This is a genomic window from Actinomadura roseirufa (genome assembly GCF_900659635.1).
GTDB lineage: Bacteria > Actinomycetota > Actinomycetes > Streptosporangiales > Streptosporangiaceae > Spirillospora > Spirillospora roseirufa.
Map to the genome: position 1 here is coordinate 1 of NZ_CAACVB010000175.1, position 16,543 is coordinate 16,543.

The 16,543-nt window shown below is 73.6% G+C and carries 11 protein-coding genes; 7 read left to right on the forward strand and 4 right to left on the reverse strand.

All coding sequences use genetic code 11. From position 1 onward, the window contains the following. The 3 genes from E1291_RS28865 to E1291_RS28875 all read left to right on the forward strand — a co-directional run. Nucleotides 1-856 (forward strand): ABC transporter permease (locus tag E1291_RS28865; RefSeq protein WP_370771050.1); only part of this gene is annotated, 856 nt, incomplete at its 5' end. Continuing rightward, nucleotides 853-2,997, forward strand: coding sequence for a dipeptide ABC transporter ATP-binding protein (locus tag E1291_RS28870; RefSeq protein WP_131741232.1), 2,145 nt, complete (start codon nucleotides 853-855; stop codon nucleotides 2,995-2,997). The genes E1291_RS28865 and E1291_RS28870, both read left to right, overlap by 4 nt. A gap of 80 nt (nucleotides 2,998-3,077) precedes the next feature. Then, nucleotides 3,078-4,694 carry an ABC transporter family substrate-binding protein gene (locus tag E1291_RS28875; protein ID WP_242614434.1) on the forward strand — a complete coding sequence of 539 codons (1,617 nt, stop codon included), beginning with the start codon at nucleotides 3,078-3,080 and terminating at the stop codon, nucleotides 4,692-4,694. 8 nt (nucleotides 4,695-4,702) lie between these two features. Here E1291_RS28875 and E1291_RS28880 read toward each other — a convergent pair whose 3' ends face one another. From E1291_RS28880 to aceB, 4 genes are all read right to left on the reverse strand, one after another. Then, nucleotides 4,703-6,004: a (Fe-S)-binding protein gene (locus E1291_RS28880; RefSeq protein WP_131741234.1), complete on the reverse strand. Its 1,302-nt coding sequence runs from the start codon at nucleotides 6,002-6,004 to the stop codon at nucleotides 4,703-4,705. Next, nucleotides 6,004-7,143 carry an FAD-binding oxidoreductase gene (locus E1291_RS28885; RefSeq protein ID WP_242614435.1) on the reverse strand — a complete coding sequence of 380 codons (1,140 nt, stop codon included), beginning with the start codon at nucleotides 7,141-7,143 and terminating at the stop codon, nucleotides 6,004-6,006. The genes E1291_RS28880 and E1291_RS28885 overlap by 1 nt, the downstream gene beginning before the upstream one ends. A gap of 74 nt (nucleotides 7,144-7,217) precedes the next feature. After that, nucleotides 7,218-8,666: an FAD-linked oxidase C-terminal domain-containing protein gene (locus tag E1291_RS28890; RefSeq protein WP_131741236.1), complete on the reverse strand. Its 1,449-nt coding sequence runs from the start codon at nucleotides 8,664-8,666 to the stop codon at nucleotides 7,218-7,220. A gap of 108 nt (nucleotides 8,667-8,774) precedes the next feature. After that, complete coding sequence (gene aceB, locus E1291_RS28895) at nucleotides 8,775-10,382, reverse strand: malate synthase A (RefSeq protein ID WP_131741237.1); 1,608 nt, start codon at nucleotides 10,380-10,382, stop codon at nucleotides 8,775-8,777. Nucleotides 10,383-10,570: 188 nt separating this feature from the next. Here aceB and hflX point away from each other — a divergent pair, with 188 nt between their 5' ends. The 4 genes from hflX to E1291_RS28915 all read left to right on the forward strand — a co-directional run. Then, the gene (hflX, locus tag E1291_RS28900; protein ID WP_131741238.1) at nucleotides 10,571-11,998 is read left to right on the forward strand and encodes a GTPase HflX; all 1,428 of its coding nucleotides are present in this window, start codon (nucleotides 10,571-10,573) and stop codon (nucleotides 11,996-11,998) included. A 593-nt stretch (nucleotides 11,999-12,591) separates the two neighbouring features. Next, a complete protein-coding gene (gene hutI, locus E1291_RS28905) occupies nucleotides 12,592-13,806 on the forward strand; it encodes an imidazolonepropionase (protein ID WP_131741239.1) in 1,215 nt (404 codons plus the stop codon). Nucleotides 13,807-14,166: 360 nt separating this feature from the next. Beyond that, nucleotides 14,167-14,883, forward strand: coding sequence for a ComEA family DNA-binding protein (locus E1291_RS28910; RefSeq protein WP_131741240.1), 717 nt, complete (start codon nucleotides 14,167-14,169; stop codon nucleotides 14,881-14,883). A 275-nt stretch (nucleotides 14,884-15,158) separates the two neighbouring features. Next, on the forward strand, nucleotides 15,159-16,543 hold a 1,385-nt coding region (locus tag E1291_RS28915), incomplete at its 3' end, for a ComEC/Rec2 family competence protein (RefSeq protein WP_242614436.1).

A 16,543-nucleotide genomic window follows, 5' to 3' on the forward strand; every position in this document is an offset into this window, starting at 1 on the left:
CGGGTTCGCGGCGCACGCGCGGCGGCTGGCGCGCAGCCGCCGCGCCGTCGCGGGCCTGGCCCTGCTCGTCCTCCTGTTCGCGCTGGCGTTCGCCGGGCCGCTCGTCTCCCCGTGGGCCTGGGACGGCACCGACTTCACCGCGTTCCGGCAGGGCCCGTCCGCAGGGCACTGGCTCGGCACGACGCCGAGCGGCCGGGACGTGTTCGCCCTGACCCTGCGCGGGATGCGCAAGTCCCTGCTGACCGGCCTGCTCGTCGCGGCGCTCTCGACCGGCCTCGCCGCCGTGGTCGGCACCGTGGCGGGCTTCGCGGGCGGCTGGCCCGACCGGCTGCTGATGTGGGGCGTCGACCTGCTGCTCGTGCTGCCCTCGTTCCTCGTCGTCGCCGTGCTGGCGCCCCGGCTCGGCGGGAGCGGCGCGGCGCTCGTGCCGCTGCTGGCCGCCTTCCTGTGGATGGTCACCGCCCGGGTCGTCCGGGCCGCGACGATCTCGCTGCGCGAGCGCGAGTACGTGCTGGCCGCGAGGTTCCTCGGGGTGAGCGGGCCGCGGGTCGTCCTGCGCCACATCGTGCCGCAGCTGTCGTCGCTGCTGGTGGTGGACGCCGGCCTGAACGTCAGCGTCGCGGTCGTCGCCGAGAGCGGCCTGTCCTACCTGGGGCTCGGCGTCCGCCCGCCGGACGTCTCGCTCGGCACGCTCATCGCCGACGGCGGGCCGGCCGCGACCGACCGCCCCTGGCCCTTCCTGTCGGCCGCGGGGCTGCTCGTGCTCATCGTCCTCGCCGTGAACCTTCTCGGGGACGGCCTGCGCGACCTCCTCGACCCCGCCTCCCGCCCCCACCGGCCCGGTGGTGAGCCGTGAGCGTCCTGGAGGTCATCGGCCTGCGGGTCGTGTTCCCGCCGGACGTGCGGGCGGTGCACGAGGTGGACTTCGCGGTCGATGCGGGCGAGGTGCTCGGCGTCGTCGGGGAGTCGGGATCGGGGAAGACGGCCCTGGCGCTCGCGGTGATGGGGCTCCTGCCATCGGGCGCCCGCGTGGCGGGCTCCGTGCGGTTGCGCGGTGACGAGCTGCTGGGACGGTCCGACGCGGAACTGTCCCGCATACGCGGCAAGGACCTGGCGATGGTGTTCCAGGATCCGCTGTCGGCCCTGACGCCCGTGTATCCGGTGGGCGACCAGATCGCCGAGACCATCCGGATCCACGCGGGCGCGACCCGGGCGGCGGCGCGCGCGCGGGCCGTCGAGCTGCTCGATCTGGTGGGCATACCGGGGGCGTCCCGGCGGGCGCGCGCGTACCCGCACGAGTTCTCCGGCGGCATGCGGCAGCGCGTGATGATCGCCATGGCGATCGCCAACGATCCGGTGGCGATCCTCGCGGACGAGCCGACGACCGCCCTTGACGTCACGATCCAGGCGCAGGTGCTGGACGTCCTGCGCGTCGCGAAGGAGGCCACCGGCGCCGCGATCGTCCTCATCACCCACGACCTCGGCGTCGTGGCGGGATTCGCCGACCGCGTCATGGTGATGTACGCGGGCCGTGGGGTGGAGACCGGGCCGGTCGGCGAGATCTACCGGCGTCCTCGCATGCCGTACACGATCGGGCTGCTCCAGTCGCTGCCCCGCATCAACGGCCCGGCGATGGCGCCGGGCACGGGAGTCCCGGTTCCCAGGGACGAGGGCGGCGGGCCCGCCTTCCCCACCGGGCGGGCAGTCGCCGCGCCGTCCGGAGACGACCCCGCCCGCTGCCCGTTCCTGCCGCGCTGCCCCGTCGCCATCGGCGCGTGCGCGGACGGTGAGCCGGAGCCCGTCCTGGTCGGCCCCGCCGGGCATGTGGCGGCGTGCGTCAACACCGTCGCCACGGCGGATCCGGCGGAGGTCTTCGCGTCCGCCCACGCGCCGGACGGCGCGTCCGGGCGCCCTTCCCTGAGCGCGCCCGGCGACCGGGCGTACCCGGCACCGGCGTCCGCGCGCGCGCCCCGGCACGAGCGTCCCATCGTGCTGGAGGTGGAGGATCTCGTCCGCCACCATCCGCTCTACAGGGGAACGCTGTTCCGGCGCCGGGCCGGCACGGTGCACGCGGTGGACGGCATCGGCTTCGACGTCCGGGAGGGGGAGACCCTCGCGCTGGTGGGGGAGTCGGGCTGCGGCAAGACCACGGCCCTCATGGAGATCCTGCGGCTGGCCCGCCCACAGCGGGGCCGCGTCACGGTCTTGGGCGAGGACACGGCGGCCCTGCGCACGGCCCGCCGCAAGGCCCTGCGACGCGACGTCCAGGTCGTCTTCCAGGACCCGTTCGCGTCCCTCGACCCCCGGATGCGCGTCGCCGACATCCTCGCCGAGCCGCTGACCACGCACGGTCTCGGGACCGGCGGTCGTGTCCGGGAACTGCTGGACCTCGTGGGCCTGGAGAGGGGGCACGCGGGCCGTTACCCCCACGGCCTGTCGGGCGGCCAGAGACAGCGGGTCGGCATCGCCCGTGCCCTCGCCTTGGAGCCGCGCCTGCTGCTGCTGGACGAGCCCGTCGCCTCCCTGGACGTGTCCGTGCAGGCGGGGGTCATGGACCTGCTGGAGGAGCTGCGGAGCCGTCTCGGTCTCGCCTACCTGTTCGTCGCGCACGACCTCGCGATCGTCCGGCGGATCGCCGACCGCGTCGCCGTCATGTACCTGGGTCGCATCGTGGAGATCGGCTCCGTGGACGCGGTGTACGGACGGCCGGCCCATCCGTACACGCGCGCGCTGCTGGACGCGGTGCCGCTCCCCGACCCCTACCTGGAGCGCAGACGCCGCCGCGTCCTCTTGCAGGGCGACCCGCCCGATCCCGCGGACCCGCCCCCGGGGTGCCGCTTCCGTGCCCGTTGCCCCCGCTACGGCACGCTCACCGACGTCGAAAGCCGCCAATGCGACGAACACGACCCAGAACTGCATCCGGCGAACGCCCACCAGGACGTCGACCAGCGCGTCGCCTGCCACCATGCGCTCGTCGGAGCGAGGGCGGAGCGGTGACGCCCGGAGAGCGGGCAGGGCGAGCGGCGGTGGCCGCCTTCCTCGCCCTGGCGTCTCTGACAGCGGGAGGGTGCGGTGCGGTGGGGCGCGGCGGTACCAGGACGTACGCGTCCGGGCGGCTCCCCGCCTCCGACACCAACCCCACGCCCCGTGACGGCGTCACCAACGGCGGCACGCTGCGATGGCCGCTCCCCGAGTTCCCGACACAGTGGAACTTCAATCACGTCAACGGGACCAAGGGCGTCGTCGAGCAGGTCGTCCAGGGCGCTCTGCCGTACCTGATGCGCGCCGACCAGAAGGCGGTGCCGCACCCCGTCCCGGAGTACCTGCGATCCGCCGAGCTGAAGCGCGGCGGACACGGTCAGACCGTCACCTACCGGCTCAACCCCAGTGCACGCTGGTCGGACGGGCGGCCCGTCGGCTACCACGACTTCATCGCCCAGGCGCACGCGCTTTCCGGCAAGGACCCGCGCTACCAGGTCTCCACCGTCACCGGGTACCGGCAGATCCAGCGGATCGAGCGCGGCGCCGACGAGCACGAGGTCAGGGTGACCTTCGCAGGGACGTACACGGACTGGCGGAGCCTGTTCAGCCCTCTTTATCCCGCGTCCGCCTACACCGGGCCCGAGGCTTTCAACACGGGGTGGGTCGACCGCCTGCCCGTCACGGCCGGGCCGTTCAAGCTCCAGCGCATCGACCAGACGGCCAAGACCGTCACCATGGTCCGCGACCCCGCCTGGTGGGGCGCGCCCGCCAAGCTCGACCGGATCGTCTACCGGGCGCTCGACACCAGCGCGATGCCCGGCGCGTTCGCCAACAACGAGATCGACCTGATGGACATCGGCCTCGACGCGGGCGCCCTGAGGCGGGCCATGAAGGTCCCCGGGGCCGCCGTGCGCAGGGCCGGCGGCCCGGACTGGCGTCACTTCACCTTCAACGCGGCCGGACCCGTCCTGTCCGACGCGCGGGTGCGGCGCGCCGTCATGCTCGGCATCGACCGGGGGGCGATCGCCCGATCCGACCTGTCCGGCCTGAACGTCCCCGTCCAGACCCTCGGCAACCACTTCTTCGTCAACACCCAGGATGGCTACCTGGACAACTCGGCGGAACTCGGCCGCTACGACCCCGCACGGTCGAACCGTCTCCTGGACGAGGCGGGATGGGCCAGGCGCGGCCGGTACCGTGCCAAGGCCGGACGGGTCCTGGCCTTGCGGTTCGTGATCCCGTCCGGAGTCCCAGGGGGGAAGCAGGAGGGGGAACTGGCGCGCGCGCTGCTCGAACGCGTGGGCGTCCGGGTGGATATCGAGCCCGTCCCCGCCGATGACGTCTTCGACCACTACGTCACGCCCGGGAACTTCGACATCGTCCCGTTCTCCTGGCTGGGCACGGCGTTCCCGGTGTCGCCGATGAAATCGGTCTTCGCGCGTCCCCACGGCGACCGGATCCAGCAGAACTACTCACGCGCGGGGACGGCGGCGATCAACGCGGCTTTGGACAGGGCGATCGCGGAGGTCGACCCGGCGAAGACCCACGTCCTCGCCAACGAGGTGGACCGGCTCGTCTGGCGGGAGGCGTTCGTGCTGCCGCTCTACCAGCGCCCCCAGCTGGTGGCCGTGCGCGCGGACCTCGCCAACATGGGCGCCTGCGGCTTCCTTGAACCCGCCTATCAGGACATCGGCTTCAGGAACCCCGCCTAGCCTCCCCATCACGCGCCGGTCGGCGAGGAGTCGTGCCCCAGGAGTGCGGCGCGGCCGAGACCGCGCAGCGACGCGTCCAGCACCTCGGCGGTGTGCGCGACCGCGAGGTCCGCGCCGCGGCGGCGCAGCGCGGTGGTGATCTGCAGGGTGCAGCCCGGGTTGGCGGCGACCAGCAGCTCGGCGCCGGTCGCGGCCACGCTCTCGGCCTTGCGGTCGCCGAGCGCCCCGGCGGCCTCCGGCTGGAGCAGGTTGTAGGTCCCGGCCGAGCCGCAGCAGATCTCGGGATCGGCGATCTCCCGGAGGGTCAGGTCCGGGACGCCCTCCAGCAGGGCGCGCGGCTGGTCGCGGACACCCTGCGCGTGGGCGAGGTGGCAGGCGTCGTGGTAGGCGACCGTGATCGGAAGCGGCCGGCGCTCGGCGCGCGGGCCGAGCTCGACGAGGAACTCCGCCAGGTCGCGCGTCCTGGCCGCCAGCGCGTCCGCGCGCCGCGCCCAGGCGGGGTCGTCGGCGAGCAGCGTCCGGTAGTCCTTCATCGCCGACCCGCAGCCCGCGGCGTTCACCACGACGACGTCGGCGGACTCGAACGTCTCGACGGTCCGGCGGGCGAAGGCACGGGCCTCCTCCTCGCGTCCGGAGTGCAGCGACAGCGCGCCGCAGCAGCCCTGCCCGCGCGGGATCACCACGTCGCATCCCTCCAGCGCCAGGACGCGTGCGGTGGCGGCGTTGACCCCCGGGAAGAACTCGCCCTGCACGCACCCGGTCAGCATGCCGACGGTGGCGCGGCGCGTCCCCCGCGCGGTGACGCGTCCGGGCAGCCTGGGCGTCCTGCCCAGTGGCGGGGTGAGCCGCTCCATCGCGGCCAGGGACGGAGAGAGGCGTTCCAGCACGCCGGTGCGGCGGACGAGCCGGTCGAGACCGGTGCGCTGGTAGGCGCGCAGTGGTCCGCGCAGGGCACGCAGCCGCCGCCTATAGGGGAAGAGCCGGAAGATCGCCTCTCGGATCAGCCTCTCCTGGAGTGGACGCGGGTGCTCACGCTCCACATCGGCTCTGGTCATCTCTATGAGGCGGTCGTACTGAACCCCGGACGGGCACGCCGGCACGCAGGCCATGCAGCCCAGGCAGCGGTCGAAGTGCTCGACCATGGGGCCGCTGAGCGGTTCCCCGTCCGCGTGCTGCTGCATCAGGTGGATCCGGCCGCGCGGCGAGTCCATCTCCTCGCCCCACAGCACGTACGTGGGGCACGTCGGCAGGCAGAAACCGCAGTGCACGCAGTCGCCGAGCAGGTCCGGGAGATCGTCTTGGGCGCCCATCAGATTCCTCCCACGAACCGGCCGGGGGACAGCCGGTGATCGGGATCGAACTGGTCCTTGACCCGCCGCATGAGGGCCATGGGCGGCACCGGCCCCCAGAAGTCGAGTTCGTCGCGTACGTCCCGGGGGGCGTAGCGGACGACGGCGACCCCTCTGTACCGCGCCAGGACGGCTCGGAGCGCGGTCAGGACGCCGGCGGCCTCGGCCGGTGCGAGCCCGGCGGGCAGGCCCACGTGGCCGTTGCCGCTGCCGCTCCAGGTGACGGTGACGGGTTCTCCCGCTCCCGGCACGTTCTCCAACACGGTGAGCATGGGGGAAAGGGCCGTAGGAGGGGCGGTGACGTCGATGAGGGTCGTGCCGACCGGGTACTCGCCCCACCCTTGTGGAGCGGACTCCGATGTTCGAGCCTCGCCACCGAGAAGGTCGGTGGTCTGCTGCGCGCGCGCGGACACGCCCTCAGGTACGCCTTCCAGGAGGACCCCGACGACCCCTGGGCTGAGGTACTCGACTGCACTCGGTGCCACAGGGGAGTGCAGGACGGACTGCACGGCCTCGTACGCCTCGTCGGGGCCGCCGACGGCGCGCGTCACCCAGGCTCGGGCCGCCGGCAGCGGGTGCAGGCGGAACGTCGCCTCGACGATGAGTCCCAGCGTGCCGAACGAGCCACAGAAGAGGCGGCCCAGGTCGTAGCCGGCGACGTTCTTGACGACCTTGCCGCCGGACCGCGCGACCCGGCCGTCGGCCCGGACGATCGTGAGCCCGATGATCAGGTCACGGGGCGTCCCGTACAGCGAGCGGAGCGGCCCGGCCGCACCCGTGGCGATCGTGCCCCCCACGGTGGAACCGGGCAGAGGGACGTCCAGTGCGAGCCGCTGGCCATGGTCGGCGAGCGTTTCGCCCAGCCGGTCCAGCGGCATCCCCGCCTGAGCCTTCACCACCAGGTCACCGGACACGTGCTCGACCAGCGCATCGAGCCGATAGGTGTCCACGAGCAGATCGCACCGTCGTGGAGGCGCCCCCCAGTCGAGCCTGGTCTCGGCACCACGCGGCACGACCGACAACTCCAGCTCGGCGGCGACGCGCATGACGTCGGCTGCCTCCGCCACCGTCCTGGGAGCGGCGACCAAGCTGGGCACCACGCCCAACACCCCTTCGGCGGGCTCGCCGGGACGGACGTCTCCGCACACCTTCGCCAGCGAATCCAACGGTCGCATCAGAAGATGTCCGCCTTTCCCTCGAACGGGTGGGGACCCTTCCTGAAGCCGGGGACCTCGCCGCACAGCCGCGGAGTGGGGAAGACCTTCCCCGGATTGCACAATCCCGCGGGGTCGAAACCGCACCGGACCATCTGCATCGTGTCCAGGTCGGTGTCGGAGAACATGCGGGGCATGTAGCGGGCCTTGTCCACGCCGACGCCGTGCTCGCCGGTGATGGACCCGCCGTGCTCGATGCACAGATCCAGGATCGCGCCCGAGACCGTCTCCGCCCGCTCGGCCGCGCCCTCCTCGGCGTCGTCGAACAGGACCAGCGGGTGCAGATTGCCGTCGCCCGCGTGGAAGACGTTCGCGACCCGCACGCCGGACTCGGCCGACAGCTCGTCGATGCGCGCCAGCACGCGCGGCAGCGCCGTCCGCGGGATGACGCCGTCCTGCACGAGGTAGGCGGGGCTGATGCGGCCGACCGCCGCGAACGCCGACTTGCGGCCCTTCCAGATCAGCGCCCGCTCGGCGTCGCCGGCGGCGACCCGGACCTCGAACGCGCCCGCGTCCCGGCACATCCGCTCCACGTCGGCGAACTGCGCCGCGACCTCGGGCCCGGGGCCGTCCAGCTCCACGATCAGCACCGCGCCCGCGCCGGGCGGGTAGGAGCAGCGCACCGCGGCCTCGGCCGCCTCGATCGACAACGCGTCCATCATCTCGATCGCCGCCGGCACCACCCCCGCGGCGATGATCGCCGACACGGCCGCGCCGCCCGCCTCGACCGAGCCGAACGCCGCCAGCAGCGTCCGGACGGTCTCGGGCAGCCGCGTCAGCCGCACCGTGATCTTGGTGGTGACGCCGAGCGTGCCCTCCGCGCCGACGAACACCCCCAGCAGGTCGTAACCCGGGTCGCCGGCCGCCAGCTCCACCAGCTCGCCGTCCGGCGTGACGATCTCGCAGGCCAGCACGTGGTGCGCGGTGAAGCCGTACTTCAGGCAGTGCGCGCCGCCGGAGTTCTCCGCGACGTTCCCGCCCACCGAGCAGATCTGCTGGCTGGACGGGTCGGGCGCGAAGTAGAGGCCGTGCGGCCGGGCCGCCCGCGAGACGTCCAGGTTGATCACGCCGGGTTCCACCACGGCGCGCCGGTTCGGCACGTCCAGCTCGACGATCCGGCGCATCCGCGCGGTGACGATCAGCACGCCGTCCGCGCGGGGCAGCGCGCCGCCCGACAGCCCGGTCCCCGAGCCGCGCGCCACGTACGGGACCCCCGCGGCGACACAGGCCCGCACGATCGCGGCGACCTGCTCGGCGGAGCCGGGCAGGACGACGATCCCGGGCGTCGCCCGGTGGTTGGCCAGGCCGTCACAGTCGTAGGTCCGCAGCCGCACCGGGTCGGTGACGACCCGGTCGGAGCCGAGCAGCGCCTCGAGGCGCAGGGCGAGCGTCCGGAGTTCCGAATCCATCGCTTCCACCATCCTCCCGAGCCTTGAACGGCCGCAAGACCGGGGCGCGCGACGTCCCGGCGGCAAGGCGGCCCGCCCGGAGAGGGCGGACCACCGTCGCGCTCGGGCTCAGGGCATGCGCTCGTACGCGGGAGTGGTGAGGAACTCCGAGTACTCGTCGGCCAAAGTGACCTCCTTGAACAGGGCCACGGCCTGCTCATAGCGCGGCTCGTTGAACCTGTCGCCGAGCTCGGCGCGGATGCCGGCGAGCTCCTCGTCCAGGATCTGCTCCACGAGCTCCCTGGTGACCTTCGGCCCGTCCTTGAGCGAGATCCCGTTGTAGATCCACTGCCACACCTGGGATCGCGAGATCTCGGCGGTGGCGGCGTCCTCCATCAGGTTGTGGATCGCGACCGCGCCCGCCCCGTCCAGCCAGGTGGCGAGGTAGCGCAGCGCGACGTCGATGTTGTTGCGCAGCCCGGCCTCGGTGATGTCCCCGGGCGTGGCGGCCACGTTCAGCAGGTCGGACGCGCCGACCTTCACGTCCTCGCGCTGCCGCTCGCGCTGGTTCGGCCGGTCGCCGAGCACGCCGTCGAACACCTCGCGGCACACCGGCACCAGGTCGGGGTGGGCGACCCAGGACCCGTCGAAGCCGTCGCCGGACTCGCGGGTCTTGTCCGCCCGCACCTTCTCCAGCGCGATCTTGTTGACCTCCTCGTCCCGGCGGGACGGGATGAACGCCGCCATCCCGCCGATCGCGTGCGCGCCGCGCCGGTGGCACGTCCGGACGAGCAGCTCGGTGTAGGCGCGCATGAACGGCGCGGTCATCGTGATCGCGTTGCGCTCGGGCAGGACGAACTCCGGCCCCCGGTCCCGGAACTTCTTGATCACCGAGAAGAGGTAGTCCCAGCGGCCGGCGTTCAGGCCCGCGGAGTGGTCGCGCAGCTCGTAGAGGATCTCCTCCATCTCGAACGCGGCCGGGATCGTCTCGATCAGCACGGTCGCGCGGATGGTGCCGCGCGGGATCTCCAGATCGTCCTGCGCCTGGTTGAAGGCGTCGTTCCAGAGCCGCGCCTCAAGGTGGCTCTCCATCTTCGGCAGGTAGAAGTAGGGGCCCCTGCCCTTGGCGACCTGGCGGCGCGCGCAGTGGAAGAAGTACAGGCCGAAGTCGAACAGCGAGGCGGACATGGGCTCGCCGTCGACGAGCAGGTGCTTCTCCTCCATGTGCCATCCGCGCGGGCGGACGACGATGGTGGCGAGCTCGGCGTCGTCCTTGAGCGCGTAGGACTTACCGGTCGCGGCGTCGGTGAAGTCGATCGTCCGGTCGAGGGCGTCGCGCAGGTTGAGCTGCCCCTCGATCATGTTCGTCCACAGCGGGGTGTTGGCGTCCTCGAAGTCGGCCAGCCACACCTTCGCGCCCGAGTTCAGCGCGTTGATCGTCATCTTCCGGTCCGTCGGGCCGGTGATCTCGACCCGGCGGTCCTCCAGCCCCGGCGCGGGCGCGGCGACGCGCCAGGTCTCGTCGGCGCGCACGCCCGCCGTCTCGGCGGGGAAGTCCAGCGTCCCGCCCTCCGACAGCCGCCGCTGCCGCTCGGCGCGGGCCGCCAGCAGCTCGGCGCGCCGGCCGCCGAGCTCGCGCTGCAGGCCGGCGAGCAGGGCGAGCGCCCCGGGCGTCAGGATCTCCGCGTACCGCTCGCCGAGGGGACCGGCCACCTCGACGCCCTCCAGTCCGGTCATCAGCCCTGCCCTTTCGTATAGCGAAATTTCACTTCTGTTACGTGGAGAACGCTACTTGGCGGGGCGGAGGCCGGTCAAAGGGGGGCGGCCCGCGCGGCGGCGGCCCATATTCGCGTGACCTCGCCGGACGGCCCGTGAGACCATCGGCGGGAAGACACGGCCGCCCGGCGGCGTTCAACAGAGGACATATGACTCAACCTTTCTCTGCAGACCACAGTCCCCACGAGCCCGAGCTCGAACCGATGACGGGGGAGCTCGACCTCGAGGACCGGCGGGCCCTGCGCCGCGTCGCCGGCCTGTCCACCGAGCTGACCGACGTCACCGAGGTCGAGTACCGAGCCCTGCGGCTGGAGCGGGTCGTCCTCGTCGGCGTATGGACCGAGGGCACGGCCGAGATGGCCGAGAACTCCCTGCGCGAGCTGGCCCTGCTCGCCGAGACCGCCGGCTCGGAGGTGCTCGAGGGCCTCGTCCAGCGCCGGTCCCGTCCCGACCCGGCCACCTACATCGGCTCCGGCAAGGCCGCGGAGCTGCGCGACGTCGTCATCGCGACCGGCGCCGACACCGTCATCTGCGACGGCGAGCTGGCCCCGAGCCAGCTGCGCCACCTGGAGGAGACCGTCCAGGTCAAGGTGATCGACCGGACCGCGCTGATCCTGGACATCTTCGCCCAGCACGCCAAGAGCCGCGAGGGCAAGGCCCAGGTGGAGCTCGCCCAGCTGAACTACCTGCTGCCCCGCCTGCGCGGCTGGGGCGGCAACCTGTCCCGGCAGGTCGGCGGGCGCGCCGCGGGCGGCGTCGGCATCGGCGGCCGCGGCCCCGGCGAGACCAAGATCGAGCTGGACCGGCGGCGGATCCGGACCCGGATGGCCAAGCTGCGCCGGCAGATCGGCGAGATGTCCAAGGCCCGCGACACCAAGCGCGGCGAGCGGCGCCGCAACGAGGTGCCCGCCGTCGCCATCGCCGGCTACACCAACGCGGGCAAGTCGTCCCTGCTCAACCGGCTGACCGGCGCCGGGGTGCTGGTGGAGAACGCGCTGTTCGCCACCCTCGACCCGACCGTCCGGCGCGCCGAGACGCCCGGCGGCCGCGCCTACACCCTGGCCGACACGGTCGGGTTCGTCCGGCACCTGCCCCACCAGCTCGTCGAGGCGTTCCGCTCGACGCTGGAGGAGGTCACCGACGCGGGGCTCGTCCTGCACGTCGTGGACGGCTCCGACCCCGACCCCGAGGCGCAGCTCGACGCCGTCCGCGAGGTGCTGCGCGAGATCGACGCCGACGCGATCCCCGAGCTCGTCGTGATCAACAAGGCCGACGCGGCCGACGACCTCGCCCTCGCCCGCCTCCAGCGCCGCGAGCCGAACAGCGTCGTCGTGTCCGCCCGCACCGGGTTCGGCGTCGAGGAGCTCCGCGCGGCGATCGAGAGCGCCCTGCCCGGCCTCGAGAGCGAGCTGCGCGTCCTGCTGCCCTACGAACGGGGCGACCTGGTCGCGCAGGTGCACGAGCGCGGCGAGGTGCTCAAGCAGGAGCACGGCGCCGAGGGCACGCTGCTGCATGCCCGCGTCCCGGGCGACCTCGCCGGAGAACTGTCCCGGTACGAGACCGCCACGACCGCCTGACGCGTCCCGCTCTCCGGCCCCGCGTCCCCGCCGGGACGCGGGGCCGGTGTGGTCTAGGCCGGTCAGCGATTCGCGGTTGGTCCGAAATTCGGGCGCGGTTGCGTCCGGATACGGGTTCCGTCATGATCCAGGTCGCCGAACGGTGACAGCTTCCCCATTTGGCTTGACGGCTCCGTTGAAATCCGTACGGTCGTAGAGCTAAGGGCGGGGTGATGGCTGTCGATGCGCTGCGACCGGGACTTTCATGGCGTGCGGACCGTGCCGCGACCATGCCCGCCCGGTCGGCCGGCGCCCAGCCGGTTGACCAGTGCCGACACCCGTGCCACCGGGATCGGACCGTCCGGCCCCCCGGAACCATCGCCGGGGCGGAGGCGTTCGACGACCAGAGGTTGTCGGGCGGGCCTTCAGTGCACTACCGTGACGAAACCGATATCTCCGGTCTCGTTGCTCGGGGTGGCCTGCCCGGCCACCCGACCCTCCAACGGTGAATCGCCGGCACCCAGTCGGCGTTTCGGATCGAGAGCAGGTGGCCAACCCCATGGCGTCCGAATCCGCGCCGCACGGCGCTTTGCTCCACCCAGGTCGGTGACCCTATGACGGTACGGCTGTTGACGAACATCGGCAGGCTCTGGACGGGCACCGACGTCTGCAGCAACGCCGCCGTCCTCATCCACGACGACCGGATCGTCTGGGCCGGGCCCGCCTCCGACCTGCCCCAGAGCGTCCCCGGCATCATCGACGACATCGTCGACGTCGACCACGTGGAGAACCTCGGCGGCGGCCTGGTGACACCCGGCCTGATCGACGCGCACTCCCACCCGGTCTACGCGGGCAACCGCTGGGCCGAACTGGCGATGCGCACCAGCGGCTCGTCCCACTCGGCCATCGCGGCCGCGGGCGGCGGCGTCAACTCCACCGTGACGGTCACCCGGGGAACCGACCCCTGGACGCTGTGCAACGGCGTCCGCGAGCGGCTCCGGCAGTGGATCCTCGCCGGCACCACCACCGTCGAGGCCAAGACCGGCTACCACCTCACCCGCGACGGCGAACTCGCCGACATCCGCATGCTGCGTTCGCTCGAGGGCGAGCCGTCCATGCCCCGCATCCACGCGACGTTCCTCGCCGCGCACATCCTGCCGCCCGAGTTCTTCGGCCGCCGCCGCGACTACATCGAGGCCGTCCGGCTCTGGGCCGGCGACGCCGCCATCGCGGGCGCCGACAGCATCGACGTCTACTGCGACGAGGGCCACTTCACCGCCGAGGAGGCACGCGCCCTCCTGCTCACCGGCAAGCGCGCCGGGCTGAAGGCCCGCATGCACGCCTGCGCCAACGAGCGCATCGGCGCCGCGCAGGTCGCCGCCGAGGTCGGCTGCGCCTCCGCCGACCTCCTCACCCAGGCCAACGACGACGACATCAAGGCGCTCGCCCACGCGGGCGTCACCGCGACGGTCTGCCCCGGCAGCGCCCTCAACAGCAGCCGCCCGCCGGCACCCGTCCGGCAGATGCTCGACCGCGGCGTCACCGTCGCGCTCGGCACCGACCACAACCCCGGCCAGTGCGGCATCACGTCCATGCCCCTCGTCATCGGGCTGTCGGTCGCGATGTTCGGCCTCAGCGTCACCGAGGCCCTGCGCGCCGCCACCCTCGGCGGTGCCGCCGCCCTCCGCGTCGGCGACCGCGGCTCGCTCGCCCCGGGCATGCTCGCCGACATCGTCCTGTGGGACGCCGACCACGAAGGCGCCTTCGCGTGGGCGTTCGGCCTGCGCGCCCTCCGGGTCTGGCGCGGCGGCATGCCCGTCCAGCCCTGACGCCCGTCCCTCCCACCGGCCGCGACGCCCCGTCCGGCCGGTGGGAACGACTCCCTCCCCACGCCAAGCCACCCCGCCCACAGACGCCTTGGCCCCACCGAGTCCTCCCCGGCTAGGCCGCCCTCGGCTAGGCCGCCCCCGGCTTCATGCTCGGTGAGTTCTGCCCAACTCCGTGCGCTGAGCGCTCCGCCCGCCTTCGTGCTCTCCCCGGCTCCGTTCTGATCCGGCGGGGGAGGGGCAGGCGCCGTCAGGATGGCGAATGGGGGCGGTTGAAACGAGCGGGTCGCGCCGGCCCCCGAAGTTATCCACAGTTCCTGAACGTCCCTTCGGTGCCCTGCGGCCCTGCCTACCGTCGGCGGCATGAGACCCGCCACGGATCGTCCGAAGCCGTCCCTCACCGGCCACTCCGTCCGCCTGCGTGGGGAACGGGCCGGTGCCCGCGTCCTCGTGCTCGTCGCCGCGATCGCCGCCCTGGCCGCCGGCGGCTACCTCTGGCTGGCCCGCCCGCGCCCTGATCCGCCCCCCGGCCCCCTCACCGGCTCCCTCTCCGGCCCGGCGCTCGTCGCGGGTTCGTCACCCGCGTCCGGTCCGCCCACCACCGGTGGCGGCGCCACGGCGGGCGGCGTCGGCACGGGCGGCACCGTCGTCGTCCATGTCCTCGGCAAGGTCAGGCACCCCGGCGTGATCACCCTTCCGCCAGGCTCGCGCATCTCCGAGGCGATCAAGGCCGCGGGAGGGGTCCGTCCCGGCGCCGCGACCGGCACCCTCAACCTCGCCCGCAAGGTCGTGGACGGCGAGCAGATCCCGGTCGGCATACGGCCGCCCCCACCGGAACCCGGCACGTCCCCGCCCGCCCCCGGCGTGCCGGCCGGCGCCCCGGCCGGCACGCCGGTCGATCTCAACGCGGCCACCGCCGCCCAGCTCGACCAGCTTCCCGGAGTCGGTCCCGTCCTCGCCCAGCGCATCGTCGACTACCGCACGCAGCACGGCCCCTTCCGCTCCGTCGACCAGCTTCAGGAGGTCGACGGCATCGGTGCCCGCCGCTTCTCCGAACTGCGGCCGATGGTGCGCGTATGACCCCCTCCGACGTCCGCCTGCTGGCCCCGGCCCTGGCGGCCTGGGTCACCGCCGCCCTCGCGGTCGGCCTTCCATCCGCCGTCACCTACACCCTGGCCGCCGCAGCGACAGCGGCCTGTCTCTACCTCCTCACCACGACACCTCGCACCGACCAGAACCAGCCCCTCCCAGAGCGCCCCTCCACGACTACGAGAGCCGGCCTCCCAGGAAGATTTCTGCCCGCGCTTGGACGTCGAGCGGCCCGGGTCCTCCGGCTTGATGCGATGCCGGGCGCTATGGGCGCCTCGCGGGAGTTCCTCCAGCGGGTCATACGCCCGGCCGGTGCGCCGTTGGCCTCGCCGCGGCTGCTCGGCGGGGTGGTCCTGGCGTGCGCGGCCGCCTCCGCGGGCGGGGTGGCGTTGCGCGTGACCGCCGTCGGCACCGGCCCGGTCCGTGACCTCGCGCGCCACCACGGCTCGGCCGTCGCGGAGGTGGTCGTGACGAGCGACCCCCAGGCTCGTCCCGGACACGGACGACCGATGATCATCGCGCGTGCGCGGGCCGAGACCGTGGCGCGCGTGCGGGTGCGGGTCCCGGTGCTGCTGATCGCGGGCGACACGCACTGGCTGGGGATCGTGCCGAGTCAGCGGGTGCGGCTCGCCGGGCGGTTCCTGGAGCCCCGGCGGGCCGAACTGCTCGCCGCGGTCGTCATCGTCCGCGGTCCTCCGGCGATGCTCGGCCCGCCGTCGGCCGCGCAGCGGGCCGCCGAGCACGTCCGGGCCGGGCTCCGTGCGGCCGTCGCCCGCCTCCCGCCCGATCAACGCGGCGTCCTGCCCGGCATGGTCGTCGGCGATACCTCCCGCCTCGACCCGGCGCTGGCCGAGGACTTCCGGACCGCCGGGCTCACCCACCTCCTGGTGGTGTCGGGCGCCAACCTCGCGATCGTCATCGGCGCCGTGCTCGGCCTCTGCCGGGCCATGGGGCTCGGACGGCGGCGCGCCCCGCCCCTGGCCGCTCTCGCGGTGGTCGCGTTCGTCGTGGTCGCCCGGCCGGAGCCGAGCGTGCTGCGCGCGGCCGTCATGGGCCTGATCGGGCTTCTCGCGCTGCTCACCGGGCGGGAGCGCCGCGGGCTCCCCGCCCTCGGCGCGGCGGTCCTGCTGCTCGTCCTGGCCGATCCGACGCTGGCCCGCTCGGCGGGGTTCGCGCTCTCGGTGCTGGCGACCGCGGGCCTGCTGGTGCTGGCACCGCCCTGGCGCGAGCGCCTCGCACGGCGGCTGCCCGGCCCGCTCGCGGACGCCCTCGCGGTCGCGGCCGCCGCACAGGTCGCCGTGGCACCGGTCCTGGTGATGCTCTCCGGGGAGGTCGGCGTCGTGTCGGTGTTCGCGAACCTGCTGGCCGCGCCCGCCGTGGCGCCCGCCACGCTCCTCGGCGCGCTCGGCGCCGTCACGGCCCCGGTCTCCGTGCCGCTCGCCCGTGCCGTGGTGTGGCCCGCGGGGATCGCGGCCGGCTGGATCGTCCAGGTCGCCCGCACCGCGGCGGCCCTCCCGTACGCGACCCTGCCGTGGGCGGGCGGCGCCCTCGGCACGGTGTCCCTGCTCCTGGCGGTGGGCCTCGCCGCCCTCATCCTGCGGAGCCCCGGCCCGCGCGCCGCCGCGGCGGCCGCGGCGGCGGGCGTGCTGGC